General features: G+C 40.5%; 27 protein-coding genes and 2 other annotated features. Of the genes, 14 read left to right on the top strand and 13 right to left on the bottom strand.

Annotated elements, in window-relative coordinates:
• Positions 1 to 76: 76 nt before the first annotated feature.
• From trpA to trpE, 7 genes are read right to left on the bottom strand one after another with little or no spacing between them, the layout of a single operon-like run.
• Positions 77 to 877 (bottom strand): tryptophan synthase subunit alpha, encoded by an 801-nt coding sequence (gene trpA, locus ABRT01_RS03455; protein ID WP_269411137.1) that lies wholly within the window; start codon positions 875 to 877, stop codon positions 77 to 79.
• Positions 877 to 2,076, bottom strand: a complete 1,200-nt coding sequence (gene trpB, locus ABRT01_RS03450; protein ID WP_269411138.1) for a tryptophan synthase subunit beta — start codon at positions 2,074 to 2,076, stop codon at positions 877 to 879. The genes trpA and trpB overlap by 1 nt, the downstream gene beginning before the upstream one ends.
• Positions 2,051 to 2,686, bottom strand: coding sequence for a phosphoribosylanthranilate isomerase (locus ABRT01_RS03445; protein WP_269411139.1), 636 nt, complete (start codon positions 2,684 to 2,686; stop codon positions 2,051 to 2,053). Before ABRT01_RS03445 ends, trpB begins: the two co-directional genes overlap by 26 nt.
• The gene (trpC, locus tag ABRT01_RS03440) at positions 2,676 to 3,473 is read right to left on the bottom strand and encodes an indole-3-glycerol phosphate synthase TrpC (protein WP_269411140.1); all 798 of its coding nucleotides are present in this window, start codon (positions 3,471 to 3,473) and stop codon (positions 2,676 to 2,678) included. Before trpC ends, ABRT01_RS03445 begins: the two co-directional genes overlap by 11 nt.
• A 1-nt stretch (position 3,474) precedes the next feature.
• Positions 3,475 to 4,500: an anthranilate phosphoribosyltransferase gene (gene trpD, locus ABRT01_RS03435; protein ID WP_269411141.1), complete on the bottom strand. Its 1,026-nt coding sequence runs from the start codon at positions 4,498 to 4,500 to the stop codon at positions 3,475 to 3,477.
• Positions 4,484 to 5,080, bottom strand: a complete 597-nt coding sequence (locus ABRT01_RS03430) for an anthranilate synthase component II (protein ID WP_269411142.1) — start codon at positions 5,078 to 5,080, stop codon at positions 4,484 to 4,486. The genes trpD and ABRT01_RS03430 overlap by 17 nt, the downstream gene beginning before the upstream one ends.
• The gene (gene trpE / locus ABRT01_RS03425; RefSeq protein WP_269412437.1) at positions 5,064 to 6,461 is read right to left on the bottom strand and encodes an anthranilate synthase component I; all 1,398 of its coding nucleotides are present in this window, start codon (positions 6,459 to 6,461) and stop codon (positions 5,064 to 5,066) included. The genes ABRT01_RS03430 and trpE overlap by 17 nt, the downstream gene beginning before the upstream one ends.
• Before the next feature lie 72 nt (positions 6,462 to 6,533).
• Positions 6,534 to 6,868: a binding site (T-box leader), on the bottom strand.
• Positions 6,869 to 6,918: 50 nt separating this feature from the next.
• Positions 6,919 to 7,208, bottom strand: a binding site (T-box leader).
• Positions 7,209 to 7,612: 404 nt separating this feature from the next.
• On the opposite strand from trpE, the gene ddlA reads away from it, so the two are divergent.
• Positions 7,613 to 8,719 (top strand): D-alanine--D-alanine ligase, encoded by a 1,107-nt coding sequence (ddlA, locus tag ABRT01_RS03420; RefSeq protein ID WP_269411143.1) that lies wholly within the window; start codon positions 7,613 to 7,615, stop codon positions 8,717 to 8,719.
• Between the two features lie 223 nt (positions 8,720 to 8,942).
• Here the strand turns inward: ddlA and ABRT01_RS03415 are convergent, their stop codons facing one another.
• Both ABRT01_RS03415 and ABRT01_RS03410 read right to left on the bottom strand, forming a co-directional pair.
• Positions 8,943 to 10,010, bottom strand: a complete 1,068-nt coding sequence (locus ABRT01_RS03415; RefSeq protein WP_269411144.1) for a serine hydrolase — start codon at positions 10,008 to 10,010, stop codon at positions 8,943 to 8,945.
• A gap of 369 nt (positions 10,011 to 10,379) precedes the next feature.
• Positions 10,380 to 10,940, bottom strand: coding sequence for a nitroreductase family protein (locus tag ABRT01_RS03410; RefSeq protein ID WP_269411145.1), 561 nt, complete (start codon positions 10,938 to 10,940; stop codon positions 10,380 to 10,382).
• Positions 10,941 to 10,986: 46 nt separating this feature from the next.
• On the opposite strand from ABRT01_RS03410, the gene ABRT01_RS03405 reads away from it, so the two are divergent.
• Both ABRT01_RS03405 and ABRT01_RS03400 read left to right on the top strand, forming a co-directional pair.
• A complete protein-coding gene (locus ABRT01_RS03405) occupies positions 10,987 to 11,445 on the top strand; it encodes a hypothetical protein (RefSeq protein WP_269411146.1) in 459 nt (152 codons plus the stop codon).
• A 122-nt stretch (positions 11,446 to 11,567) separates the two neighbouring features.
• The gene (locus ABRT01_RS03400; RefSeq protein ID WP_269411147.1) at positions 11,568 to 12,098 is read left to right on the top strand and encodes an HD domain-containing protein; all 531 of its coding nucleotides are present in this window, start codon (positions 11,568 to 11,570) and stop codon (positions 12,096 to 12,098) included.
• Between the two features lie 126 nt (positions 12,099 to 12,224).
• On the opposite strand, the gene ABRT01_RS03395 is transcribed toward ABRT01_RS03400, so the two are convergent.
• Positions 12,225 to 13,211, bottom strand: a complete 987-nt coding sequence (locus ABRT01_RS03395; protein WP_269411148.1) for a M15 family metallopeptidase — start codon at positions 13,209 to 13,211, stop codon at positions 12,225 to 12,227.
• Between the two features lie 284 nt (positions 13,212 to 13,495).
• On the opposite strand from ABRT01_RS03395, the gene ABRT01_RS03390 reads away from it, so the two are divergent.
• Positions 13,496 to 13,996: a transposase zinc-binding domain-containing protein gene (locus tag ABRT01_RS03390; protein WP_269411149.1), complete on the top strand. Its 501-nt coding sequence runs from the start codon at positions 13,496 to 13,498 to the stop codon at positions 13,994 to 13,996.
• Between the two features lie 36 nt (positions 13,997 to 14,032).
• On the top strand, positions 14,033 to 15,580 hold the full coding sequence (locus ABRT01_RS03385) for a mechanosensitive ion channel (RefSeq protein WP_367746319.1): 1,548 nt from the start codon (positions 14,033 to 14,035) through the stop codon (positions 15,578 to 15,580).
• 225 nt (positions 15,581 to 15,805) lie between these two features.
• On the opposite strand, the gene pepT is transcribed toward ABRT01_RS03385, so the two are convergent.
• Positions 15,806 to 17,032, bottom strand: coding sequence for a peptidase T (gene pepT, locus ABRT01_RS03380; protein WP_269411151.1), 1,227 nt, complete (start codon positions 17,030 to 17,032; stop codon positions 15,806 to 15,808).
• A 232-nt stretch (positions 17,033 to 17,264) separates the two neighbouring features.
• Here pepT and ABRT01_RS03375 point away from each other — a divergent pair, with 232 nt between their 5' ends.
• The 3 genes from ABRT01_RS03375 (at position 17,265) to ABRT01_RS03365 (ending at position 19,520) form a co-directional block, all read left to right on the top strand.
• A complete protein-coding gene (locus ABRT01_RS03375; protein WP_269411152.1) occupies positions 17,265 to 18,107 on the top strand; it encodes a sulfurtransferase in 843 nt (280 codons plus the stop codon).
• Positions 18,108 to 18,109: 2 nt separating this feature from the next.
• Positions 18,110 to 18,682 carry a DNA-3-methyladenine glycosylase I gene (locus ABRT01_RS03370; protein ID WP_269411153.1) on the top strand — a complete coding sequence of 191 codons (573 nt, stop codon included), beginning with the start codon at positions 18,110 to 18,112 and terminating at the stop codon, positions 18,680 to 18,682.
• A gap of 325 nt (positions 18,683 to 19,007) precedes the next feature.
• Positions 19,008 to 19,520 carry a GNAT family N-acetyltransferase gene (locus tag ABRT01_RS03365; RefSeq protein WP_269411154.1) on the top strand — a complete coding sequence of 171 codons (513 nt, stop codon included), beginning with the start codon at positions 19,008 to 19,010 and terminating at the stop codon, positions 19,518 to 19,520.
• Between the two features lie 127 nt (positions 19,521 to 19,647).
• Here ABRT01_RS03365 and ABRT01_RS03360 read toward each other — a convergent pair whose 3' ends face one another.
• Together ABRT01_RS03360 and ABRT01_RS03355 are read right to left on the bottom strand one after the other, a co-directional pair.
• The gene (locus ABRT01_RS03360; RefSeq protein WP_269412438.1) at positions 19,648 to 20,232 is read right to left on the bottom strand and encodes a GNAT family N-acetyltransferase; all 585 of its coding nucleotides are present in this window, start codon (positions 20,230 to 20,232) and stop codon (positions 19,648 to 19,650) included.
• A 74-nt stretch (positions 20,233 to 20,306) separates the two neighbouring features.
• On the bottom strand, positions 20,307 to 21,179 hold the full coding sequence (locus ABRT01_RS03355) for a putative RNA methyltransferase (RefSeq protein WP_269411155.1): 873 nt from the start codon (positions 21,177 to 21,179) through the stop codon (positions 20,307 to 20,309).
• Positions 21,180 to 21,374: 195 nt separating this feature from the next.
• Here ABRT01_RS03355 and ABRT01_RS03350 point away from each other — a divergent pair, with 195 nt between their 5' ends.
• The 6 genes from ABRT01_RS03350 (at position 21,375) to ABRT01_RS03325 (ending at position 26,046) form a co-directional block, all read left to right on the top strand.
• Positions 21,375 to 21,512, top strand: a complete 138-nt coding sequence (locus ABRT01_RS03350; protein WP_367746317.1) for an RAxF-45 family protein — start codon at positions 21,375 to 21,377, stop codon at positions 21,510 to 21,512.
• Positions 21,513 to 21,618: 106 nt separating this feature from the next.
• Positions 21,619 to 23,244 carry a ribosomal protection-like ABC-F family protein gene (gene abc-f / locus ABRT01_RS03345; RefSeq protein WP_367746315.1) on the top strand — a complete coding sequence of 542 codons (1,626 nt, stop codon included), beginning with the start codon at positions 21,619 to 21,621 and terminating at the stop codon, positions 23,242 to 23,244.
• Positions 23,245 to 23,368: 124 nt separating this feature from the next.
• Positions 23,369 to 24,193 carry an aldo/keto reductase gene (locus ABRT01_RS03340; protein ID WP_269411157.1) on the top strand — a complete coding sequence of 275 codons (825 nt, stop codon included), beginning with the start codon at positions 23,369 to 23,371 and terminating at the stop codon, positions 24,191 to 24,193.
• Positions 24,194 to 24,497: 304 nt separating this feature from the next.
• A complete protein-coding gene (locus ABRT01_RS03335; RefSeq protein WP_367746314.1) occupies positions 24,498 to 24,764 on the top strand; it encodes a hypothetical protein in 267 nt (88 codons plus the stop codon).
• The gene (locus ABRT01_RS03330) at positions 24,761 to 25,036 is read left to right on the top strand and encodes a type II toxin-antitoxin system RelE/ParE family toxin (RefSeq protein ID WP_269411159.1); all 276 of its coding nucleotides are present in this window, start codon (positions 24,761 to 24,763) and stop codon (positions 25,034 to 25,036) included. Before ABRT01_RS03335 ends, ABRT01_RS03330 begins: the two co-directional genes overlap by 4 nt.
• A gap of 185 nt (positions 25,037 to 25,221) precedes the next feature.
• A complete protein-coding gene (locus ABRT01_RS03325; RefSeq protein WP_269411160.1) occupies positions 25,222 to 26,046 on the top strand; it encodes an aldo/keto reductase in 825 nt (274 codons plus the stop codon).
• The last annotated feature ends 225 nt before the right edge of the window (positions 26,047 to 26,271 follow it).

Here is a 26,271-nt window from a genome sequence, read left to right as displayed (position 1 = left end):
TATCCCATTTTCGGAGGATTACCGTAAAATAAAAGGGACGACAGCTGGTATCGTCCCTTTAATAGTAAAACTCACTTTAATAGGTGGTAACGGAACCATCCTTTTGATTGCTCATTGTGATCAGCTTCCTAATCTCCTCACGCTCACCCTTGTCAAACAAATCAACAATTTTACTTCCGACCACAACGCCATCACATGCTGACCCTAAGTCATGTGCTTGTTCTGGTGTGGATACCCCGAAACCTGCCAGGACAGGGGCTTTGGACATTTTCTTTAACTGTTGCAGATAGTCTTTAACATTGGCTTGGTGTGTTGCTCTTGCTCCGGTCGTACCGGTTACGGAAACTGCGTATAAGAATCCCTCTGTCCGCTCGGCAATTTGTTGCAGGCGTTCTATTGTGCTGGTTAATGCAGCAAGACGAATCAGGGCAATGCCGTTTGCTTGTAAATCATCTGTAACAATGGCTTCTTCTTCAAGTGGCAAATCGGGAATAATCACGCCATCAACACCGGCCTTTGCACAATCAGCTGCGAACTTCTCGATGCCATAGATGAAAATTGGATTTAAATAGACCATAAAAATGATTGGCATGGTACATGTACCTTTAAAGCTTTTTACAGTTTCCAACACATTGGCGAGCGTAGTCCCATTATTTAATGCACGTATCCCGGCGTCCTGAATTGTTGGGCCATCTGCTACTGGATCGGAAAAAGGGATTCCTAGTTCCACAGCACTCGCTCCACAATCTTGTAAAAATTGCAGGCGTTCTTCCAAACAATCCAACCCACCGTCACCAGCCATGATATAGGGAACAAACAGTTTTTCGTTGGCGGCCAATTTTTCTTGAAATACTTCCTCTATATGTTGTTTACCCATTATGCTTCACCTTCCAATGCAGCTTTTACTTGTTCCACGTCTTTATCTCCGCGCCCTGATAGACAAATAACCAGTGATTGCTCTGGATCCATTTCTTTTGCTAGTTTCATAGCATAGGCAACTGCATGCGCGCTTTCCAATGCCGGAATAATGCCTTCAACCTTTGATAAATACTGAAATGCTTCCAGTGCTTCTGCATCGGTTATCGATGTGTAAGTTACCCTTGATGTATCGTGAAGGTGACTATGTTCCGGTCCAACACCAGGGTAATCCAATCCGGCTGAAATAGAAAATGCCTCCTGAATTTGTCCGTGTTCGTCCTGTAATAAATGGCTCATCGTTCCGTGCAGGATACCGACATTTCCACTGGTAAGAGTAGCCGCGTGCTGATCGGTATCCAGTCCCGCACCGCCCGCTTCGACACCATAAAGCTTAACAGATGCATCCTCGACAAATGGATAAAACATGCCCATTGCATTACTGCCGCCCCCAACACAGGCAACGACTGCATCTGGCAGACCGCCCGCTTGTTCCGCGAATTGTTGTTTCGTTTCGCTGCCAATCACCGCTTGAAAGTCACGAACGATTTTGGGAAAAGGGTGTGGTCCGGTGACAGATCCGAGAATATAATGGGTGTCCTCCACATGGCTAACCCAGTAACGCAATGCCTCATTGACCGCATCTTTCAAAGTACCACTGCCCTGGGGGACGCTTTTTACTTCCGCGCCGAGCAATTCCATCCGGAACACATTCAGTTTTTGCCGGCTAATATCCTTTTCTCCCATGAACACGACACATTCTAGGCCAAGCAGTGCACAAACCGTAGCAGTGGCAACTCCATGTTGGCCAGCGCCTGTTTCTGCAACAACTTTTTGTTTTCCCATTCGCTTGGTTAGCAGTGCCTGACCGATTGTATTATTAATTTTATGGGCGCCGGTATGGTTTAAATCTTCCCGTTTCAAATAAATCTTTGGTCCGCCAAGCTGTTTGGATATATTTTCCGCATAATATAGCGGTGTTTCCCGGCCGGAATATTGCTTTAGATAGTAATTTAATTCCTTGATAAATTCTGGGTCTTTTAATGCTTCTTCATGTGCCTCTTCCAGTTCAAATAGTGCGGGCATTAGTAATTCCGGTACAAATTGGCCGCCAAATTTTCCGTAGCGTCCTTTTTCATCTGGCATGGTATATGTTGCCATGTTCCTCATCCTTTCCTTTTGCGTTTGTGATGAATTGCCTGATCTTTTCTGTATCTTTTTTGCCGTCTGTTTCTACACCGCTGGATACATCGACACCGGCTGGCTGGGCGGTCTGGATGGCTTCTTGAATATTATCCGCTTGGAGTCCGCCGGCTAAAATCATCTTGTCGTGATCCAAATCTATTTTTTGCAATAACCCCCAGTCAAATGTGGTGCCATTCCCGCCGCGGTTAGGACCAATCGGGCTATCGAGTAAATAATATGCGCATGGGTAGGTAGTGATGGTCTCCAAGTTCTCCGGTTTCACGGAAAAAGCTTTGATGACCGGATATCCCAATTGTTTGGCATATTCCGGTGGTTCATCTCCATGTAATTGAATAAAATCAAGTCCGACTTGTTCCGCGATTTCCTTAACTGTTGCCAATGATTCATTGACAAACACGCCAACTTTTTTCACGGATGAAGGAATCGCTGAAGCAATTACTTGAGCCTTGGTTGGGGTGATTTGTCGTTTACTTGGAGCAAACACAAAACCAATAAAATCGGTTCCTGCTTCTACTGCGACGTTTGCTGCTTCTTGGGTGGTGATGCCGCAAATTTTAACGCGCATTTTCAGCAATCCTCTTTGTTGGTATTTTGATATCCCGGAATGTTTTTGCCAAGTTGCTGGAACGTATCAAGGTTTCGCCAACCAAAACTGCCTTTACACCAGCTTTTCCTAATCGTACGACATCATCATTTGTTTTGATGCCACTCTCGCCGATGAGAAGTGTTCCAGGTTTATTGACCATGGGAGCAAGGTTTTCCGTTACTTGTAAATCCACATCAAAGGTTTTCAGGTTACGATTATTAATGCCAATGATATCTGCATCCATTTCCAGAGCTTTATTCATTTCCGCCTCGTTGTGAACTTCAACGAGGACATCCAACGCTTGATGTTTTGCATAGGTATATAATTGCTGTAACGTTTCCTGATCCAGTGCCGCGACAATGAGTAAAATAATAGAGGCACCGGCTGTTTTTGCCTGATCAATCTGAATCGGATCGATGATGAAATCTTTACACAGTAATGGGATATTTACCGCTTCTCGGACGGCAATCAGGTCTTCCATCGAGCCTTTAAAAAAGGGGTTATCAGTCAACACGGAAATGGCTCCAGCACCATATGCCTCATATTGTTTTGCTTGCTCGACAGGATCCACTTGCAAATCAATTGCTCCCTTGGAAGGAGAAGCACGTTTGATTTCAGCAATCACGTTCATATACTCCGATGCGGAAAAAGTTTGTTTAATCGACGGGATATCTTTCTTTGAACTTTTCGCAAAAGGGTCAGTTTGTGCCTTTAACTGGGCAACCTCTCTTTCCTTTTGCTGTAATATATCAGCTAAAATCGTCATCTTATATCGCCTCACTTGGAATCTTTTTACTATAATCTATTAAATTCTCCAGTTTTTCCATAGCTGCCCCGGATAGGATGCTTTCTTTTGCCAGGGCAACTCCTTCTCTGATGGTACGAGCAGCGCCGTTTGCATATAAGCCTAGTCCGGCATTAAGCAGAACCGTATCAAGATGGACGCCAGGAACTCCTTTTAATACATTTAATAAAATTTCGGCATTTTGTTTGGCATCGCCACCACGGATATCCTCGATTGGATAAACAGGTAAATCAACTTCTGATGGATGAAGCGTAAAGGTTGTAATTTCCCCATTATCAAGCAAGGTAATATGGTTATCCCCGGCAAGTGATGCTTCATCCATATATTCTGCACCGTTAATTACAACCGCACGACGGCGACCAAGTTTACCCAGCGTTTCTCCCATCATTGGCAGCACATCCCGTCGATTAATTCCGAGTAACTGGGTGTTTAAATCTACCGGATTGGTTAGTGGTCCAATTAAATTAAAAATCGTTGGTATTCGTAAATTCTTTCTTACCTTCATGAATTGTTTGATCTTTGGATGAACATATGGTGCATATAAAAAGGCGATTTTGTTTTCATGCAATATTTCTTCCACCTGAGTTTTGGATAATTGTAAGGAAATCCCCAGATACTCCAGGACATCTGCACTTCCAGTTTTGCTGGAAATGCTTCGGTTCCCATGTTTAGCGACTGTGACCCCTGCACCAGCAATTACGAACGCAGCAGTGGTACTGATGTTAAAACTATTGGATCCATCCCCGCCAGTTCCACAGTTATCCATGGCATTGGCAATGTTGCTTGTTGTTTGCAACGAATTTTCACGAATGATCTGCGCCAGACCGGCAATTTCATCGGCTGTTTCGCCTTTTGCCCGTAATCCAAGCAGGAATGCACCAATTTCACTGTCTGAAACGGTACCCGTGAAGCATAGGGTGGTTGCTGCTTTTACCTCGTCAAATGTCAGATCTTGTTTATTGGCCAGCTTTTCAAGATATTGTTTCATAGTGGATCACTCCAATCTCATCCAAAAAGTTTCGAATGATTTTCTTTCCAGTATTCGTTCCAATGGACTCCGGGTGAAACTGGACGCCGTACACTGCGTATTGCCGATGTTTGATAGCCATGATTTCATGGTCATCCAGCGACGTTGCGGTAATTTCCAGTTCTGCCGGGGTTGTCGATGGGTCAATGATTTGTGAATGATATCGCATGACCTTCAGCGGCTGGGTTAAATAACTGAATAAACCTGATCCATTATGGGTGATTCGAGATGTTTTTCCGTGCTTGATCACTTTCGCCGGCTTGATGGTTGCGCCAAGTGCAGCACCAATGACCTGATGGCCTAAACAAACGCCCAAGATTGGGATGCGTTGGTAAAAAGTTTGCACGATCTCGATACATCGACCAGCTTCACGTGGCAGCCCCGGTCCCGGTGAAATGACAATGGCTTCCGGTTGTAATGCTGCAATCTCGGCTAAGCTGATGGCATCATTTCGCACCACCTTTACCGTGATATGTTCCTCGGAAAAATATTGATACAGGTTATAAGTGAATGAATCGTAATTATCAATGAGCAGGATCATATTGGGTCACCTCCATTAAGGCTTTTGCTTTGCGTAATGTTTCTTCATATTCCTTCTCCGGATCCGAATCATAAACAATTCCGGCTCCAGCTTGTAAGTAAGCTTTCTGATCTTTAATGATCAATGAACGTATGGCCAGGGCAATGTTTAAATCATGATTGAAACTGATATAACCAATCCCGCCTGCATATGGCCCGCGCTTGGTATTTTCCAATTCATTAATGATCTGCATGGCACGAATTTTCGGAGCTCCGGAAACAGTACCTGCTGGGAGGGCGGATCGTAAAGCATCAATACCAGAAACGCCTTGCTTTAGTCGTCCGTGCACCTCCGAAACAAAGTGCATGACATGCTGATATTTTTCAATGGTCATGTACGTTGGCGTTGTGATGCTGCCAATCTCACAAACCCGGCCAAGATCATTTCTGCTTAAATCCACCAGCATCCGATGTTCCGCAAGCTCCTTCTCATCTGATAAAAGTTCTGCTTCGAGGGATGCTTCCTCTTCAGCGGTTTGCCCACGTCCACGGGTTCCCGCGATTGGGTTGGCGACTACGTGACGGCCACTAGTTTGAATCAGACTTTCCGGTGATGCGCCTAAAACAAAGTAATCAGCAAAGTCAATGTAAAACATATAAGGTGACGCGTTGGCTTTTCTTAATTTCCGATAGAACGATAGCGGATTATCGGCAAAGTCAGCCTGCATGCGCTGAGATAAAACGACTTGGAAAATATCGCCTTGTTGGATCAGCTGCTTTGCTGTTTCGACCTTCTCCATAAACGCTTCCTTGGTAATCTCCGGTAGAAAGGCGACCGGATCCATGTCGTCTGATGTCGGGATATCCGCCGTGCTTGTTAGTGCCTGCTGTAACTTTTCCAACCGATCATCCAGCATGGCTTCAGATTGCTGGTCCCGGTTAATGGCTACTAAATAGACCATTTCGCTTGCATGTTCATATACGATAATGTCCTGATAAAGCATGAGATGCACATCCGGCATTTCCCGATCATCCGGTAGTGGCTCTCCGATATCCTCCACCTGGCGAATCGCATCATAGCCGATATAACCAATCGCACCGCCATAAAAGGGGAAGGGGAGATCCAGTTCTATTTTTGGTAAGTGGTTCTGCACGTACTGTAAAGACTCCTCTTCATATTTCATTTGTGCTCCTTTGTCATGATCGATAACGGTAGTGCTATTTTCGTGACCGATAATTTCCTGATATGGGTTGGCGCCAATAAACGAAAATTTTCCTTTCTGTTCATGCTCAAAAGAACTTTCCAGCAGAAATTTTTTCTCGCCGGTTAAGCGGCTAAAGATTGTGATCGGTGTTAACGTATCAGCATTTTGTTTGATTATTTTATAGGGAAGGGTAGTCATTGCCAAAAACTCCTTTTCGTGTTCATATAAGCGAAATAAAAAAGTCCTCTATAAAGACAGATTAAAGTCTTTATAGAGGACGATTGCGACCGCGGTGCCACCTCTGTTGAAAACCGGTTAATCCGGATTTCATCTTTGTTCGGATACGGGATGAACAGTTGAAGTATTTGCCAAATGGAAGTAAAAACATTCACGACTTCTCTTCTCTAACCACTTATTTGTGGCATCTAACATCTGTTATCCGATATCCTATCCGTGTAACGGCGGAGCACCGTGTTTCCCTACTGCTTCGTTCGGGAAACCTCTCATAAGGCCATTCAGCTTTATCCACGTACCGGAATCACACCACCACCGGCTCTCTTTAACGCTTGTACGTAAAGCTTACTCTTCTTATTCGACGATTTGTATATAGTATTTTATTTAATATTTTTGGGTATACAAAAAAGCCCCTCCATCCCAAAAGGACGAGGAACCCGTGGTACCACCTTTATTAGCTGAAAAACAGCTCACTTTGGTAATATCAAGTTTAAGGGATGTTCAAAATTCGGTAAACCCTTTTTTTGAACACACATCAAACCTTAATATTTGTCTCTTGTAACGATGAGACATTCGCCAAAGCCTACTGCATTTATGGTTCGGTTTGGAAGTTCAGAAGTCCATTCGTCTAACCAACACCACTGGTTTACACCAACCACCAGCTCTCTGGGCGTGTTTAGAAAGATTACTACTCTTCGTCATCACTGTTCATCATTTGAATTGTTGAAATTAATGATAGGGGAGTCGGAGAGAAATGTCAAGGGGGATTTTGAAATAATTTTTGAAAAGTATTGACGATCAAAATAGCCGGAACATAAACGAGGGGGAAAATATAGACTGATCATTTTCAAATAAGGTTCGGTTATTTATAATATAGTTGGTGCCATTACGTTGATAAGCAATCGGATGATATTCATCTGCGGCGTAACCTTGGAACATTAAACATATTGCAACATACCTCTTCACCTATTGTTCATTAGATATACACCCAAAACTTAAGCAGGCATATCCAAGGTAATTTTCATTAAAAATCTCATTCGGCTGTCGCAAACAGGCTATAATATGCTATTTTATATAGTATACGACTTTTAAAAAAAGAAGGAGTTCAGTCCATAATGACAAAGAAAAAAGTGGGAATTATTTTTGGTGGGAAGTCTGCCGAACATGAGGTGTCCTTACAGTCAGCGAAAAATATTGTAGATGCCATTGATAAAGATAAATATGATGTCGTGTTGCTTGGGATTGATAAACAGGGAAAATGGCATTTGAATGATCAATCTTCTTACTTATTAAACGCAGAAAATCCAAAGCTTATTCAGCTGAATAAATCAAACGAAAATGTAGCCATTGTTCCAGGAGAAGATGGAAAGCAGCTGATTCATGCAACCAATGCAGCGAACCTGGAACAGTTAGATGTGGTATTTCCAATTGTCCACGGAACGCTAGGCGAGGACGGTAGTTTACAAGGCATGTTACGCATTGCTAATCTGCCATTTGTTGGAGCCAGTGTACTAGGTTCCTCCATCTGTATGGATAAAGAGATCGCCAAACGCCTTTTAGAAGCCGCCGGGATTAACGTGGCCAAGGGATTTGCATTCAAAAAATCTAAGAAAGATAAAATTGTTTATGAAGATATTGTTGCGCAATTAGGAACACCCATGTTTATCAAACCGGCTAATCAAGGCTCATCGGTTGGTGTCAGCAAGGTGTCCAATAAAGAGGAATTTGAAGCTGGAATCGCAGCTGCATTTCAGTACGATCATAAGGTAATCATTGAAGAAGGGCTTGTTGGCCGGGAAGTCGAGTGCTCAGTACTTGGAAACAGCGATCCGATTGCCTCCTTGCCTGGTGAAATCCTGCCACGCACGGAATTTTATTCATATGAATCCAAATATATTGATGAAACAGGAGCAGAATTGGCAATCCCGGCCTCGCTATCCGATGAGATGGTGGCAAAAGTACAACAAACTGCCATTAAAGCATTTGAGGCCCTTCAGTGTGAGGGACTTGCACGTGTTGACTTTTTCTTAACTGAACAAGGTGAGGTTTACGTCAATGAAGTGAATACCTTGCCAGGATTTACTCGCATTAGTATGTATCCGAAGTTGTGGGAAGTAAGCGGGATCTCTTATCCAGAATTAATAGACCGGTTGATTCAATTGGCGATTGAACGTCATGAAAATGATAAGATGTTGAAGAGTGCGGTTTGGGATGAAGAATAGATAAGTTTGAAGATATAAATGTCTAGCAAATGTGGGTGTTTGCTAGACATTTTTACTATGTTACGCAAATTATAGTGTCCATACCACTTATTATACTTTATGAGATCAGTCTTGTTCTGTCAAAGATAGTTTATCGTAAAAAGAAAGTTTCTATGCAAATTACAACATGAATAAAACTGAATTGGCTCCTATTTTATACTGTATTTTTCTAGGAAGACATCCGTTAGTTTGCCATTTCCCTTACCTTTTTTCTAAACTCTGCATCTGTGGCAACACTTATAACAAAATCATTGAATATATTTCTTATCCAGTATAGTTCTCCACCTGTATCATCCTTGATAAATAAGGAAAAAGACAGCGTTGTATTTTGAGATTCCTTGTACAGTGCAGAAGTTAAAACAAATAAAGTAGATCCACCTTTATACCAAAGATAGTCATCATAGTTACTCTTTATGCTTTTGCCTATTAATATTTCACTAAATATCTCTTTTTCCTCTTCGGTTAAGAGTTCATTTCCCAACTTATACATTAGGTCGGCATATTGTTTTGTAGTTGATGACGCCATCTTATTCGTAATTAGAAGCTGCATTTTCTGATCTAGCATTTTAGTCGCTTTTTTTTCAAGATAACCACTTTCATCTGCTTTCATTTTCTCGAATAATTCACTTGATAAATTCTGATACGATTGCTTATTCATCGCTGCTATCTTGTTTATAGCTAGTTTACGTTTATCGGATAAATACCCTGGTATTAAGACAGATGGAGTTAAATAAGTTATTTTATCGTGATTTAACTGAAGTGCCTCGATACTTTTATTAATAACGTCTACTCCTATTTTATCTATTAAAAAGTCCGTACAGGCATTAGAACTAAATTGCATCATCCCTTTTGCTACCTCCAACAAAGATACTTCAGTAGGAGAATTTATGGACTTTTTCCAATTGGAATGGGCTCCTCCATCTGTATCTTTAATATAGAGTTTTTCAAGTTCACTTAACCTTACTTTGTCAACGACTGAAAACTTATTATTCATCGCGCATTTAACAAAATTAAACGCTATTATTATTTTCAATGTACTTGCTAATGGAATTTTTTTATTTGGATTTATAGCCAAAGTATCTTGTCCATTTTCTTTCAGGGTTATAGATAGTATTTCCTTATGATTTTTAAGGTAATTTAATAAGTCGTACTTATTTTTCTTTAGATTGTGCCTGCTTACTACGAATCCAAAAGTGATAAAGACAATGATAAGTATTAATAATATTGTTAGAGTATGTATAATAATTTTCATTTTTCATCAACCTCTAGGATATTAATATCTTATAAACAAATATTTTCTCAAGTATTTCAAGGGACTGCCATTTATTTAGGTCTATACAGCTGTATTTGGGAAAATTTCCTTTTAGTGAAATACAAAAAATGGGGGTTTTGCATACTAATGCAAATAAAAGCATAAGAAACCGCATGAGCACTAAACTCTAAGGATTATAAACCCAGTTAACTTTAAAGGATGTGTTCATGCGGCAGTATTTCAGATGGAAATTTTAAAACTGGGAATCACCATCTCAACGTATATGTTACATTTTTTGGTATCTGATAAGTAGTCAATACCTCTTCAGTGGAACTAAAAATTGATGTGTATGCAAACTATGCATCAAACTTAGCCCTCAAACATCGAAAACTTCTCCACAACCGAAATCCGATCCTTCTTAATCGGCTCTTTATCGAAATAGCCAAGATGCAGCAGCCCGACAATTTTCTCATCATCACCAACATTTAGAATCTCTTTCATTTTTGGGTCATAGATATGCGGATTTGTTTTCCATACCACACCAAGCTGTTGTTCCCAGGCCAGCAGCCAGAAATTTTCAATCATGCATGCAGTCGCACCAAAGTTTTCATCATATTGCTTTTGGCTTTCTGGTACTTGCATAATAACCGCAAGCAAGGCATTTGGCTCGTTCAAATATTCTTCGCGATTTGCCTGACGTTCTTCCGGATACGTTGCAGCAACTTGTTTAGCGAAACTTGATTTATGCTCCTGATCAATGAAAATAAAGCGCCATGGCTGCCGCAGTTGATGTGTTGGCGCCCAAATAGCGTCTTCCAGCAATTCCAGTACAGTTTCTTTGGTAACAGGTTTATCATTATAGCCTTTTTTAACAGCGCGTCGTTCACGGATCACTTCCGCAATGGATGATCGTTCTTTTGTTTCTGCCACCAAAAATCTCTCCTTTAATTTATCTGCTTGGATTTTTAATTGATAATTGTTATCAGTCAAAGTGTACCCGAAAAAGGAATTTAAATCAACGCACTTACTTTTTGCTGGGTATCCACGTGTTGAACAATGGGGAGTGCTGGAGCAAGATCCTGTTGTCGATGCGTCCATGACAGTGCTGGAATATGTGCAAACAGCAAGTGAAGAACGTTATCAGTTAAAACGGGAATTGGAGCAAATCCAATCACAGTTGACCCATCCAACAACCGATTTAATGGAAAAGTACAATGATGTTTATAACCAGTTTTTAGCGGTCGATGGCTATCAGTTGGAAGCGGAGGCTGAAAAATGCTTACAGGATGTCAAATTGGATAGGTTAACATGGGCTTATTCCTTAGACAAGCTTCTTCATAGGAATAAGCCATTACAATCCAATATAAGGAATATAAAGCATCCGGTACGTCCAATCAAAAGCATTCAATCTCATTCAAAAAGCACGAATGGATAAATCCCATATGTTTCACTGGAACAAATTCAGGTTCATTTTTGATTGCAATATAGCTCGTTGCGTGCTATTGTATTAAACAATATATTTTTGTAGCTACCATCTTTTAGAAAGGAGACGTTAATATGCAGCGAATTACATTGGAACAAATTTTCACGCACCCGATTGCGCAAAAGTATTTGAAACGCTCAGGTGTTGCCCATGCTGTTGCGGTTGCAGAACATGCATACCATTTTGCCAATAAGTACGGTGTTGATCCGGATTTAGCAACCAAAGCCGCGTTGCTGCATGATGTGGGACACTACACATGGTATAGCAATGGGGAATGGGATTATGAATTATACCGGGAAAATGATATTCATGCGATTAAGGGAGCGAGTCGTGCGCATAAATTGTTGATTCGAATTGGCGAAGATCGGCATGCTGCGAAGGAAATTGCAATTGCGATTTTACTCCATACTGATTCTTATTTACCTGAAGGCAACCTTGAATTAAAACCATTGCAGTATGTTGTTGCGTGTGCGGATGAAGCCGATGAAGAGTATGGCGGTAACCACCATTACCGGAAAATGGATGATAGAGAAGCGGTCGAGCGGTTACGGATATTAGATCGTCAAATAGATCAGCAACGAAAAAGTTTGTCTCACATTATTTGAACAGCTAATTACCTTTTAAACAGGCATTAGCTGTTCTGTTTATATAGATGGAATTGATTCGTTAAAGAAAATCCTGCACCAGGAACGATGCAGGTTCTGTTTCAAACATATGTGAAAGGGCAGGGATTACACCGCGCCGAGATATTCTTCAAGGGTGATATGTTTTTCATAGATCACCTTGGCAGCATCTTTTCCCACATAACGAATATGCCACGGTTCATATTGATATTCGGTAATGTCCACTTTGTCTTTTGGATAGCGGATAATAAACCCGTACTTGTGCGCGTTATCCTTTAACCATTTACCCTCATTGGTATCCGCGAAGTCCTCCACTATATCGTAATTGATGTCGGGACTGGTAACATCCATGGTAAGCCCTGTTTGGTGTTCACTCTCCCCAGGTCGTGCACTGTATTTATTGGCAGCGGCTTTACCATCTTTTGCAACGTAGGCATCGAATACGGATTTTTGCCGATCATGGGAACGATAGCCAGATTGCCCGAATAAATTGACCCCTGCCGCATCACCAGTCGCAAACAATTCCTCCAATGCGTCAGCTGCTTCTTTACGCATATATTTTTTAGGGATATCCTCTGTAAATGGAAAGCGAACATCTGGAATAACCAAATCGTCCGGTTCATAATCTGCGGGTAACGCATGGTGTTTATTGACAAGTACCAGCGTATCTTTCGGGTTAGAAACAGTAATGGTCTTGTTACTATCAGCATTGACAGCATCTTGGGAAAGACCTTTACCAGGGTTTATCGTAAATGATCCATCCAGTGCCCGTTCAAGCCACTGTTTGGTATCTGCATCATAAATCCCCGTTGCCGCCAGTTTCACCTGTTGCGATTGAAAGTCTTTCAAGGCCATTGTCGTATCATCATCAAATGTATCACTTTCAGGCAAGGAATAACCCAGTTCTGACAATACCTGTTTTAATTCGGTTACTTTTTTTCCACTTGCACCATTTCTTAGTTCAGGATCAGGCAATACAAATTTTGTTTCATCCGCATTACTACTTTCTTTGCTAGTTGACTCATCGTTTGCACATGCCGTCAACATAAAAATCCCCACAATCATCATAACAGCGGGCAACAACCTTTTAAACATACATTAAATCTCCCCTCAACCGGGACAGAGGGACGGTTCCTTTGTCCCAGTTGTAATTTCGACTTTATCTATTATAGCACCATGATAATGGGACGTAAAAAGAAATTTTTCCAGTGGTAAAGGCAATTTGAATACTGAAAATTACAGACAATATTACATCATTAGGCAGGATATTGGAGAGTACAAGGATGCACTTTTTTATTGGCTAGAAAATTATAAATTTTCTCGGTTGTGGATAATTTTTATGTTAAAATTTAATTGTTCTTACTTTGAGGAGTAGAAAGATGAGAAAAGGAACCGGGATTATTAAAGAAATTCTTAAAGATCATTTTGCAGGCTTCTGGGAACTCCATTCGAATCGTTTTCCTGAGTCGTATCGTGACCATATCAAAGAGACTGTTGAGAAGACTATTCGTTGCAGTACACGTGATTTAGGTTATGCCCGATATGAATGTTTAGGATGTGAAGGAAATCCTTTACCGAAATTCGTTTGTTTTACCTGTAAAAGCAGATTGTGTCATAGTTGCGGAAAAAAGTATACCGATGACTGGTCGGATAAACAACAAGAAATGATCTTTAATGTTACACATCGTCATATGGTTTTTACTATTCCTCAAGAAATAAGAAATGTATTCTATAATAACCGAAAAAAATTAAATGAGTTAAGTAACCAAGTGGCTGAAGTTTTTAAATATCACAATAAGAAGAAAAGTATCAAAAATGAAGATTTTAGGTGGGGGAGGATGTCAATAAAAATAGGTTTAGCTCTTTTTGATGACGGGTAGCAGTAACTATAACCGTATAGAAAGGGGCATAAATCAATGGAAAACTTTATGAACGATTATTTTACAACGAATTTTTGGACAGGAGTTCAAAATGTAGTTATAGCACTTATTGTATTTCTTGTCGTATGGCTCATAGCTAAATTGGTAAGTAATACAGTAAAGAAGGCTTTAAAGAAAACAAAATGGGATGATAAATTATTTAATCGGTTCCGGTTAAAAGGGGAGCCTGTGAAGTCAGAAAGGTTTATCGCAAAAGCAGTTTATTACATACTGCTGATTGTTGCCTTTATCTTATTCTTCAATATCCTGAATCTGACGATGATTGCTAATCCATTATCGGATTTGATCTCCACATTCTTAGATTTTATTCCGGCAGTTGTGAAGGCAGTGTTGATTTTACTATTGGCTTGGGTCATTGCAACCATTGTCCAATGGCTGATTGTTGAAGGAAGCAAGAAACTGCGCATTCAGCGTCTATTTTCTAAAATAGGGATTGCGGACTCCGAGGAAGGTATTAGAAAAACCACCGAAACAATCGGAAAGTTTGCGTTCTACCTTATTTTACTCCTATTTATTCCTGGTGTACTGCAGGCTTTAAATATTCAGGGAGTTGCCGAACCGTTTAGCGGTCTGTTGGCGTCTATTTTAAACTTTATCCCTAAACTTGCTGCAGCGGTACTTATTTTTGCTGTAGGCTGGTTCGTTGGCAAAATTGTCCGCAGTGTGGTAACCAAATTATTAGATGCGGCAGGTACAGAAAAATGGATTCAAAAATTAAAGCTGTCCAATTTATTTGAAGGGACATCTTTTGCAAAATTTGTCGGAAACATTGTTTTTATCCTTATTCTAATTCCGATTACGATCTCCGCTTTAGAACAATTGGAATTAGCAGGGATTACGGAACCGGCAATTGGCATGCTGCATAGTGTCGTGCAGATGATTCCGAATATCTTGATTGCGATTGGTTTAATTTTGGTTGGAATCTGGTTAGGTAAGCTGATTGGCGAATTTGTCAGCAGTTATCTTGCTAGATTAGGATTTAATCGTTTTATTTCCACTGTCAGCAATAATAAAGTGGTGGATCAGGAGAAATGGACACCATCGTATATTGCTGGCTATATTGTACAGATTTTAATTATATTCTTCTTAACCGTGCAGGCGCTATATCTTATCCAGCTGGATTTCCTAGTAGGAATCGCAACCGCGATTACTGCTTATCTGCCAAATGTGCTGGCAGCAGTGCTTATTTTGGGTATTGCCTTATTACTTGGTTCGATGGTGCAAAAAGTATTGCTGCATCTGTTAAATGGACCGGCAACTGGTGTGCTTGCAGGCTTTGCCAAGTATAGTATTTTGATTCTGGCAGCATTTATGGCAGTATCTCAATTAGGAATTGCATCAACTATCGTAAATAGTGCGTTTATCTTACTTCTTGCTGCATTAGCATTGGCGTTTGGGCTTGCCTTTGGTTTGGGAGGAAAAGATTTTGCAGCAAAATATCTGCAGAAATTTGATAAAACAATTGATAATACTTCCATTAATCAAGAGCAGCAAAATAATACGGACAATAATGATAACCTGTAACAACAGGGAGAATGGCGTGTATACCTTCAATGGTATATGCGCTTTTTGTTCCTCATTTCGACAAACGAAAATATTATTCTTGTTATTTCCCGGGAAATATCGACAAGTTTTTCGATAGCATTTCCTTCATAACGTAAAAAGTTGAAGCGTTTCTTTTTTAAATAAGCACAGTAAAGAGCGTGGCATATTACCACGCTCAATAGCTTTGTATAAGATTGTCTTTCTTTAACCTCTCTCTTCAAACAACCGGCAAATTTCTACAATAACTTTTGTCGCTTTTTCCATTGTTTCGACGGACACGTATTCATATTTCCCGTGAAAGTTCTCACCGCCAGCAAATAGGTTCGGTGTAGGAAGTCCCTTGTACGAAAGTTGCGATCCGTCAGTGCCACCGCGGATAGGCTGGACGATTGGTTTAATATCCAGATTTTCCATGGCCTGATAAGCAACATCGACAATTTCCTTGACCGGTTTTATTTTTTCACCCATATTATAGTATTGATCTTTCATCTGTAGTTCGAGACTGTTTTCACCATATTTATCTTTCATGGCTTGCACGTTTGCTTTCATTGTTTCCTTTCGCCTGGCAAAGTTATCCTTGTCAAAGTCCCGGATAATAAAGGTGGCCTGGGTATTTTCCACATTTCCACTGACTGAGATTAAATGGAAAAACCCTTCATACTTTTCGGTGTGTTCCGGTGTTTCACTTTCTGGGAACTTACAAATAAACTCGGCTGCCATGCGTCCTGCATTCACCATTTTATCTTTAGCTGTTCCGGGGTGAACACTATTTCCTTTAAAGTTTATTTTAGCAGCGGCAGCATTAAAGCTTTCATATTGCAATTCACCAAGCGGACCGCCATCAACCGTATAGGCAAAATCAGCGTTGAAGCGATCTACATCAAATTTATGTGGTCCCCGGCCAATCTCTTCGTCAGGAGTAAACGCAACACGGATTTGTCCATGTTTAATTTCCGGATGGTTAATCAAATATGCCATAGCGGTCATGATTTCCGTCACACCTGCTTTGTCATCCGCTCCTAGCAATGTTGTCCCATCAGTTGTAATCAGTGTTTGTCCTTTGTAGCCAGAAAGCTCAGGGAAATCTTTCGTGGATAACACGACATCTTCATTCAATTGAATATCATTGCCATCAAAGTTTTCGATGATTTGTGGATTGACATTTTTCCCTGTAAAGTCGGTTGCGGTATCGACGTGGGCAAGGAAGCCGATCGTTGGTACATCCTTTTCGGAATTGGCGGGAAGGGTTGCCATCACATAGCCGTTCTCATCCATTGTTACATCGGCCATGCCAATCTGCCGCAGTTCATCGACAAGCATATTAGCCAGATCCAGTTGGCCGGTGGTCGATGGTGTTGTTTCATTTTCTTCATTTGATTGTGTATCAACTTTGACGTATGTAGTGAATCGTTTGATCAGTTCATCCTTCATACAGATCATCTCCTTTTTCCTTAACATAAGCATATCACAACAAATTGAATTTTTCCCAGCATTATATTATGAAGGAAATCGTTTGATGTTTGTTGAATTACTTTAAGAAGCAGGGAGGTAGAAGGTATGAAAAAACATTCCATACATATTGACGGAGTCTTCAAAGATGAATATGTTATGGGAAAATTGTTATGATAGAATGAACAAAAGATAACTATGGGAGGGATTGCAAATGGCTGTTTTAGTAACACCGGATTGGCTCGAGAATCGGGTGAAGCAGCATCCGGAACAGACGGCAGTAGTTGATGTCCGTTTTTCGCTGACAGATTCTGAAGCGGGGGAAAAAGCCTATCAAGAAAGTCATATTCCAGAAGCTGTTTACCTTGATTTGAACAAAGATTTAGCAGGTCCAGTGCAGGAACACGGGGGAAATCATCCATTACCAGATATGAATGATTTTGCTGAGAAATTGGGTGAGGTTGGTATTGATCAGGATACAACAGTGGTGATTTATGATCAGGATAATGATATGTTTGCCTCAAGATTATGGTGGCTGCTGTATTTCGCTGGCCATGATAATGCCCATATTCTGGATGGTGGCTTAACTAGATGGGTGAAAGAAGGGCATGTTGTGACAAATAAGGTTCCGGTCCCGACTGTAAAACAATTTAAGCCGTCTGTCCGTTCTAATGAGATTGTGCATATGGAAGAGGTAAAAGAGAAAGTCAACCATGGATCCGCTGTATTATTGGATTCGCGCGCAGAAGATCGCTACTTGGGTAAAACCGAACCACTGTATGCAAAAGCGGGACATATTCCAGGTGCCAAAAATTACTTTTGGAAAGATGTGCTTGGAGAAGATGGACAATGGAAAAGCAAGGAAGCACTTCAAACCCATTTTGCAAAACTAGGGAAAAAGGATGAAATCATTGTATCATGCGGGTCTGGTGTTTCCGCTTGCCCAAATGTGTTAGCGCTGAAAATGGCTGGCTATGAAAATGTGAAATTGTATCCCGGAAGCTTTAGTGATTGGATATCATACCCGGAAAATAAAGTAGAAACAAAGGCGGAATAAGGATGAAAGATGCAAGCATGAAATCTCGCTGTGACTGGGTAACGTCCGACCCAATTTATATCGATTACCATGACCATGAATGGGGCCAGCCAACATATGATGATCAGAAACTGTTTGAAATGTTGTGTTTGGAAGGGGCACAGGCAGGACTTAGCTGGATTACTATTCTAAAACGCCGGGAAAATTATCGGGCTGCCTTTGACCAGTTTGATCCGAAGCAGGTAAGTGCATATGATGAGAATAAAGTCAATGAGCTGTTGCAAGATGAAGGGATTATCCGGAATGAACGAAAAATACGCTCCGTCATTACCAATGCACAAGCCTTTCTCCGGATAGCGGATGAATTTGGCTCGTTTCGTTCGTATATTTGGCAGTTTGTCGGCGGCCAGCCGATCAATAATCACTGGGAGACACATGCCGATGTTCCGGCTACAACGAAGGAATCAGAACAAATGAGTAAGGACATGAAAAAAAGAGGATTCAAGTTTGTTGGCCCAACGATTTGCTATGCGTTTATGCAGGCGACTGGAATGGTGAATGATCATACGAAGAATTGTTTTTTGTATCACGCGTAATTGTTCGGGTGCCAGGAACGGACACCATTCAGAATTGCTTGCATGTCTGGCACCCAGTCCGGATAAGTGAGAAAGGCAGTGAGACGGGAACATAAAGGTTAATACTAATTGGAAGCTAGTTTGGTAATTTGTCTTAGGGAAAGTTATGTTTTGTAAAGGAGAATATAAGCCAAAATCCACTTTTACTAATTTTTCATAAATTTTGTTTTGCCGGATGTCAAACACCCAAAATTCACCCTTGAAAATCAAGCTTGTCTTCTAGTACAATAACAAATTGTGTACATGAACGAATATAGTTTATACAGGCTAAGGAGAAGGTGTAGAATTGGTTTACTCAGTTTTTTTGGAAAAGGAAAAAGACAAAGCGGAAATTAAAGAAGAACTAGATACATTGGAAATCCAATTAGCGCGGATGCAAAATAATATGAAACAAATCGCGAAAAAGTCAGAAGTAATTAGTATTGACCACGCTAGGGATGAACAATTGGTGATTATTTATGCGGATAAAAAAGCGGATACTTTTCAGTTGATGCTGCACGATTGTCAGTCTCCATTTCGTGGTAACTGGCATTCTGCAATCCAGGCGGAATTTAAAGGCGAGGATACCCTGCATATTGCGGATATCAAAGGGGAGCAAAATAAAGGGTATGGATCCGTACTTATGGATCATTTGAAAGAACTGGCCCGTGATAAGAATATCCAATATATAACAGGTGATATTGTTGCCCGTGATTTTGACCATGTTGATCGTTTAACGTATTTCTATAGTAAGCATGATTTTGATGTTGAGGTTGATCATGAGGAGCAAAGTGGCAGAATTGTTTGGAATGATGGATGAGAGAGGGTGTGAATGTTGGAACAGTTTCTCCCTTTTCGACACCTTTCTCCTTTGATTCAAACTTAATTTTTACATTTTTCGCAAATACTATTAAGCGGCCCGATGACGGAAGGTCGCATGCCGTTTGTTATAGAAACTGACCACAAGGCAAATCAAGATTAATAGTCGTATGACGCAAGCTCGGTTCATAAGCCTTAGCTTTTTCTGACAACAGACGCATTAGAACAACAACGTCCAAGGATTGGCTGGATAAAGCATCTTCATCCCGACTTCCAATCAGTGCCACATCCGACACCACAGACCAAGCGCCGGCACGATTATAGAAAATAGCTAAAGATGGTTCACACGTGAATATGCCAAAGTCTATGTCACTTTGTTTTTCAATCCATTGAGTAGCGGCGGAGACTGTACGTAAACCTAGCCCTTGGCCACGGTACGCGGGATCAGTAGCCACACTGCTAAGACCAGCAATATTGAATGTTTGTCCATCGTGCCTGATAGTTTTGCGCACCACGCCTGCATAGCTGATCAACTTTCCGTCTATATAGGAATAAAATGAGCGTGCATGAAGTTCTTTATCGTGCGCTTTCGGAATCGTTGCCCCTGGCATTGGACAAGCGTCCGGCCAGACCCTATGCAGCATAACAGCAATCTCTCGTTGTAATGCATAAGGTGCTTGATTATAATTGATCGATTGCACAATAGTTGTCATGGTATTCCCTCGCCTTTTCACACAATTTTCACGTCTCAATACATAGGTTTTCCTTCCCTATCATTTCCTCCTGTTTACTTGTTCATTCCAACCAAAATATCCAAATCAACCGTTATTTCAGAAGAACCTTGATTAAAAAATGTATCAAATTGTTCTTTTTTCGCGTTCCAGGCAAGTGGAGACATTTGAGCTAAATGTATTAATTCCGTTTGATTGAGCACCTTGGTATAGCTTAGTTTAAATTTATTAACCAGATGGAAATGCTTTTTAAAAAGTGACACCGTTTGATCATTTTTATAGAGCATCTTGGCTGTATCATTGAAAAGTGTTTCCCGAAGTTCTATTAGATAATTTGCACGCGGAACAACTTTGACTATAAGGCCATCCGAAGCCAGGATCCTTTTGAAATCTGTATAATTTGCTGGTGAAAGTATGTTAATGATGGCATGGCACGATTGATTCGCTAATGGTGAATTCGCTAAATCCCCGACTAGCCAGATTGATTTTTGGTATTCTCTGGCAGCCATCTTAATGCCTTCCTTTGAAATATCCAAACCAACTCCGATAATCGCTTCATCCTTGCATTCGTCTAAAACCCTTTGTAAATGTGAGCCCTCCCCACATCCTGCATCAAGAATCATGAACGGCTCATTAGATACAGCTACATATTCTATTATTACTTTTGAAATCCTTTCATGCAGCAATGAATATAAGTTGCTATTCATAATGATTTGATGCCTTGCTGCAAATAAATTCTTGTTGTATTGATTGGAGGAGGGATGGTTCAGCATGTTTATATACCCTTGCTTAGCAAAATCAAATGTATGATTGTTCGAGCACATGAGACTTTTTAAATCAACGACCTTCATTGACCCTTTACAAAGTGGACATCTGAATACTTCCACAAACTGACTAACCATTTCCGCATTTTTTTCCTTATTGGTCATGTTTCTCTTCCTTTTCAAAAATTAAAAACCACAAGCGTCTGCCTCTGAGTAAGAGTAAAGGGAAAGCAATTGTTAGTCAAGCAATTCAAAATTGTATGCGTGTATTTGATCTTACGGCATTTCAATTAATTCCCAAGGTTGACTCCCAATCATTTTTCCCATAAACTAAATACAAATGAGCAAAAGGAGGTGGATATGATGAATCATACTGGTAGTGGCATAACCAAGTTTAGGGAGTACCTTTGGACGCGTTATGCAATTTTTTCCGATATTTCTATGCAAGGGACGAGTGTGTACTTTTTTAATAGAAATATATGGAAAAAATACCAGTAAGAGACATCTATCCACGAACGGAATTTTAATGCGGCGGTGGAGTGTTTGCTCTGCCGTCTTTTTTGTTTTTAATGGGGGAAGGTCTCTTCATTACGGAGGAAGAGAAATGATTGTTTCAAGCTTACAAAACGTAACACAAACTTTTGGTGCGAATACGATTTTTAGTGACGTAACATGTGAAATAAATCTTGGGGATCGAATCGGTTTAATTGGAAGAAATGGGGAAGGTAAAACAACATTACTCGATTTACTGGCACGTAAAACAGAACCAGCATCGGGAACGATTACTTGGAAAAAAGGCTTAACAGTTGGGCTTTTAGAACAAACTCCTGACGTAGATCGCGAGCGGAAAGTAGTAGCAATACTGTATGATGTATTTTCGTCCATCAATGAGATGAAAAGAAAAATGACAGATTTGGAACGATCTATGTCACTCGAAACAAATGCAAATCAATTAACACGTATTGTTGAAATATATGGGACTTTGCAAGAGAAATTTCAGGAAGCTGGCGGGTATGAAATTGATTCGCGGGTTAGACGAATAATGAGTGGATTGCAAATAGCGAATTTAGCTGAAAAAAATTGGGAGCAATTGAGCGGCGGAGAGCGTACAAAGGTTGGTCTGGCCAAGTTACTACTAACAGAGCCAAATTTGCTTTTGCTTGATGAACCGACCAATCATTTGGACTTATCCGCAATAGAATGGTTGACTGATTTTATCAAGCAATATGCAGGGACAGTTGTAATTGTGTCACATGATCGCTACTTTTTGGATGAAACCGTCACATCTATTTTTGAAATGGATCAAGGTGAGCTTATTCCTTACGCGACCAATTACACAGATTATGTAAAGGAACGTGAAGCACGATTAATGCGGGAATTTCAGCAATATCAGGATCAACAAAAGAAAATTAAAAAGATGAAAGAAACCATTAAAAAGTTAAAAGAGTGGGCCAATCAGGCAAATCCACCTAATGCTGGCCTGCATCGCCGGGCGAAAAGCATGGAAAAAGCACTTGCCAAGATAGAAGTCATGAAAAGGCCAGTCCTGGAACAGAAAAAGATCGATCTTGATTTTCAGATGAATAAACGTAGCGGTAAAGATGTCTTAGTTATGGAAAACGTCAGCAAAAGATTCCACGAAAAGGAGTTATTTTCTGCAGTAAATATGCACGTGCGTTTTCAAGACCGGGTTGCGATTGTCGGAGAAAACGGAAGCGGAAAGTCGAGTCTATTGAAAATGGTGTTAGGAACCGTGGAGGCTGACGAAGGCGCAGTTAAATTGGGTAGTAATTTGTCAGTTGGATTCCTTTCCCAGCATATGCTTGAACTGAATGGGGAACGGACAATATTGGATGAATTCCGCGATCAAGTTCATGTTACAGAAGGGGCGGCTCGCGGGATGCTAGCAAAATTCCTGTTTTATGGAAAAACTGTTTTTCAAAAAGTAAGCAGTTTAAGCGGTGGTGAACAAATGCGACTAAGGCTTGCACAATTAGTCCATCAAAGTCACAATTTGCTTATCCTTGATGAACCAACCAACCATTTGGATATTGAATCAAAGGAAGTATTGGAGGAAGCATTGGAGCAATTTGACGGAACCGTTATTGCTGTTTCCCACGACCGTTATTTTCTCGATCGATTGTTCCCAATAACCTACTGGCTCTCTGATGAAAAGCTAACTAGATATGAAGGAAACTATACCTTTGCCAGAGAAAAACGTAAAAAATAGGGAGACAAAGGGGAACAGGCACCTTGTCCCACCATTATCTACCAAAGCAGGCACAAGAACCGGACCTCTGTCCCAATATATGTTAAACTAAATTACATCACAGCAGGAAAGGAAGCGACACAACATGCAATATGTAACACTAAACAATGACCTAAAGATGCCGCAGCTGGGCTTTGGTGTGTGGCAAGTACCAGATGAAGAAGCAACCCCTGCAGTAACCAAAGCGCTGGAGGTTGGCTATCGTTCCATTGATACTGCGAAAGTTTATGAAAATGAACATGGAGTAGGGCGAGCGCTGGCAAAAACGGATATAGCCCGTGAAGATCTTTTCATTACAACTAAAGTCTGGAATAGTGATCACGGATACGAGAACACCTTAAAAGCGTTTGATGCCAGCCTGGAAAGATTGGGTCTTGATTATGTTGACCTCTATTTAATCCACTGGCCAACACCAAAATATGGCGAATATGTAGAAACCTATAAGGCGATGGAGAAACTCTACAAGGATGGCCGTGTCAAAGCGATTGGCGTGTGTAATTTCGACATAGAACACTTGCAACGTTTATTAGATGAATGTGAAGTGATACCAGCAGTAAACCAAGTCGAGTGCCATCCATACTTACAGCAAAAGGAATTGAAAAATTTCTGTAAAAAGCATGGCATCTACTTGGAAGCATGGAGCCCATTAATGAGCGGTGGCGATGTGTTGAACAGTGAAGAAGTTAAAGCAATTGCTGATCAATATGGCAAAACACCAGCACAAGTGATTATTCGCTGGCACTTGCAATACAACAACATCGTGATTCCGAAATCGGTCACACCATCACGTATTGAAGAAAACTTCGATGTATTCGATTTTGAATTAAGTGATGTCGATATGCGGAAAATGGCTGAATTGGATCGTAATCAGCGAAAAGGTCCTGAGCCGAGTGAGATGAATGCGCGATAGTAAGTGGTGGAAACGAACGTGGCGAGAATCCACGTTCGTTTTATTTTTTTGGCTTTTATTTTATCTTAGGAAAATTGCTTTTTTATGTGGGTTGTTGGAGGCTTTTTCAAAAATGAAAGCAAATATTTGTAAAATAATAAAAAGACGTGCTGTGGAAAGCTACTGAAACAAGATTTTGCGCCTAATCCATAACTTTGACCAACCGGGTTAACGGTAGTATACTTAGCTTAAATTCTGAATACATTATTAACACTTGAAAGCAAGAAAGGTGGCATTAGTGTATGACGGATAAGGAGTGTTCATGTTGAAGCATATAAACACACCGGAAGAACTGTATGAAGAACTTGATAAACTGAATAAAGAACATACCGTTTCCCAATTCTATGTACCCGGGAAAGGGACGTTCACGCTGGCATGTGAAGAACGGGAAAAGACCATTAAAGAGGAAATGGAAGAAGACGAGGAACTCAGGGAAATGATTAATGAAAGCAGAAGGGAATATAGGGAAGGGAAGTATGTAACAACAGAGGAACTTATCCGATCTATTGATGAAAAGGATTTTTTCAAATGAAGCGAGTAGTGTTATCTAAGCTGGCGAAGAAGAAAATTCAGCATTACAGAAATGAACATTTTACCGAAGAGGAGACGCGGATATTTTTAAAAAAGTTGTCAGCCGAAATTGAAGATCTCCTCTTGAATCCTTTTTTAACTAGACGATATACTGATGAATGGGGAGAGTGTAAGGGGATTTCACGTATGATTCACCGGAAATTTAAATTCTATTATGAAATGCAAGGAGACGATATTATCATTCTAGCTATAAGGTTCCCCGGAGAAAAATAAACACCACCAAGAACAACACCTCGATAACATCCTTTTTTAATTTCTACTGAGGAAAGTACATCAGCCCTGTTTTCCACACTAAAATAGTTTACATTTTATAAATGAAGGGAATGAATACGAATAGCATTTTTGTTCCACTTCTAGAAATGTCTTAAGATATAAACAAAGAAAGGAAGCGATCAGTTATGCAATACATAACACTAAACAATGATCTTCGTATGCCGCAACTTGGATATGGGGTTTGGAAAGTTCCCGAAGATGAAGCAGCAACAGCGGTAGATAATGCGTTAAAAGCTGGTTTTCGCTCGATTGATACTGCAAAAATCTACGGCAATGAACGTGGTGTTGGAAAAGCATTGGCAGATAGCACCATCGATCGTAGCGATTTATTTATCACCACAAAGGTATGGAATAGTGATCAGGGCTATGAAAATACATTGAAAGCAATGGATGAAAGTTTGGAGAAACTTGGTCTTGATTATGTAGATCTTTATTTGATCCACTGGCCAACACCAAAGTATGACCAATATGTTGAAACATACAAGGCATTGGAGCAGTTATACAAAGATGGGCGCACCAAAGCGATTGGCGTTTGTAACTTTGATATCGAGCATTTGCAACGGATTATGGATGAATGTGATATTACACCCGCCATTAATCAGGTTGAATGTCATCCATATTTACAGCAGAAAGAACTGAAAGAATTCTGCAAGCAGCATGGTATCCGTTTGGAAGCATACAGTCCATTAATGAATGGCACCGATGTTTTAAAAGATGAAGTTATTAAAGAAATTGCCGGTAAATATGGCAAAACACCGGCACAAGTAATCCTTCGCTGGCACCTTCAATCCGATGTTGTGGTCATTCCAAAAACAGTAACACCTTCGCGGATGGCTGAGAACTTGGATGTATTTGATTTTGAGCTGAGTGAAGCAGATATGGAGAAAATTGCTGGTTTAGATCGAAATCAGCGTCACAATTCTGTGCCTAGTGAGATGAATAAGCGGTAGGGGGTGCCTATCACTTCCCGAATTTTGTCGTTTATTGTCGAATAAAAAACGCTTGGATTTATGGATAATCCAGGCGTTTTCCTTCCACATTGACTATTTCCTCAATTCTATCCATAACATGAGACATATGCGATAGCGTTTTGTTTAAAAATTCACTTAATGGAATTGGCATTTTGTAATGGCATGGTGTAAACTAACACTAGCTTGTTCATCCATTTTGAAAGG

Source organism: Lentibacillus sp. L22, from assembly GCF_040812445.1.
Lineage (GTDB): Bacteria > Bacillota > Bacilli > Bacillales > Amphibacillaceae > Lentibacillus_C > Lentibacillus_C daqui.
This window is presented reverse-complemented; position numbering and strand designations above follow the sequence as displayed.

What these genes read in the sequence shown, in the direction of transcription:
- trpA (WP_269411137.1), bottom strand. Translation starts at nt 877, where the DNA reads ATGGGTAAACAACATATAGAGGAAGTATTTCAAGAAAAATTGGCCGCC.
- trpB (WP_269411138.1), bottom strand. Translation starts at nt 2,076, where the DNA reads ATGGCAACATATACCATGCCAGATGAAAAAGGACGCTACGGAAAATTT.
- ABRT01_RS03445 (WP_269411139.1), bottom strand. Translation starts at nt 2,686, where the DNA reads ATGCGCGTTAAAATTTGCGGCATCACCACCCAAGAAGCAGCAAACGTC.
- trpC (WP_269411140.1), bottom strand. Translation starts at nt 3,473, where the DNA reads ATGACGATTTTAGCTGATATATTACAGCAAAAGGAAAGAGAGGTTGCC.
- trpD (WP_269411141.1), bottom strand. Translation starts at nt 4,500, where the DNA reads ATGAAACAATATCTTGAAAAGCTGGCCAATAAACAAGATCTGACATTT.
- ABRT01_RS03430 (WP_269411142.1), bottom strand. Translation starts at nt 5,080, where the DNA reads ATGATCCTGCTCATTGATAATTACGATTCATTCACTTATAACCTGTAT.
- trpE (WP_269412437.1), bottom strand. Translation starts at nt 6,461, where the DNA reads ATGACTACCCTTCCCTATAAAATAATCAAACAAAATGCTGATACGTTA.
- ddlA (WP_269411143.1), top strand. Translation starts at nt 7,613, where the DNA reads ATGACAAAGAAAAAAGTGGGAATTATTTTTGGTGGGAAGTCTGCCGAA.
- ABRT01_RS03415 (WP_269411144.1), bottom strand. Translation starts at nt 10,010, where the DNA reads ATGAAAATTATTATACATACTCTAACAATATTATTAATACTTATCATT.
- ABRT01_RS03400 (WP_269411147.1), top strand. Translation starts at nt 11,568, where the DNA reads ATGCAGCGAATTACATTGGAACAAATTTTCACGCACCCGATTGCGCAA.
- ABRT01_RS03395 (WP_269411148.1), bottom strand. Translation starts at nt 13,211, where the DNA reads ATGTTTAAAAGGTTGTTGCCCGCTGTTATGATGATTGTGGGGATTTTT.
- ABRT01_RS03390 (WP_269411149.1), top strand. Translation starts at nt 13,496, where the DNA reads ATGAGAAAAGGAACCGGGATTATTAAAGAAATTCTTAAAGATCATTTT.
- ABRT01_RS03385 (WP_367746319.1), top strand. Translation starts at nt 14,033, where the DNA reads ATGGAAAACTTTATGAACGATTATTTTACAACGAATTTTTGGACAGGA.
- pepT (WP_269411151.1), bottom strand. Translation starts at nt 17,032, where the DNA reads ATGAAGGATGAACTGATCAAACGATTCACTACATACGTCAAAGTTGAT.
- ABRT01_RS03375 (WP_269411152.1), top strand. Translation starts at nt 17,265, where the DNA reads ATGGCTGTTTTAGTAACACCGGATTGGCTCGAGAATCGGGTGAAGCAG.
- ABRT01_RS03370 (WP_269411153.1), top strand. Translation starts at nt 18,110, where the DNA reads ATGAAAGATGCAAGCATGAAATCTCGCTGTGACTGGGTAACGTCCGAC.
- ABRT01_RS03360 (WP_269412438.1), bottom strand. Translation starts at nt 20,232, where the DNA reads ATGACAACTATTGTGCAATCGATCAATTATAATCAAGCACCTTATGCA.
- ABRT01_RS03355 (WP_269411155.1), bottom strand. Translation starts at nt 21,179, where the DNA reads ATGACCAATAAGGAAAAAAATGCGGAAATGGTTAGTCAGTTTGTGGAA.
- ABRT01_RS03350 (WP_367746317.1), top strand. Translation starts at nt 21,375, where the DNA reads ATGATGAATCATACTGGTAGTGGCATAACCAAGTTTAGGGAGTACCTT.
- abc-f (WP_367746315.1), top strand. Translation starts at nt 21,619, where the DNA reads ATGATTGTTTCAAGCTTACAAAACGTAACACAAACTTTTGGTGCGAAT.
- ABRT01_RS03340 (WP_269411157.1), top strand. Translation starts at nt 23,369, where the DNA reads ATGCAATATGTAACACTAAACAATGACCTAAAGATGCCGCAGCTGGGC.
- ABRT01_RS03330 (WP_269411159.1), top strand. Translation starts at nt 24,761, where the DNA reads ATGAAGCGAGTAGTGTTATCTAAGCTGGCGAAGAAGAAAATTCAGCAT.
- ABRT01_RS03325 (WP_269411160.1), top strand. Translation starts at nt 25,222, where the DNA reads ATGCAATACATAACACTAAACAATGATCTTCGTATGCCGCAACTTGGA.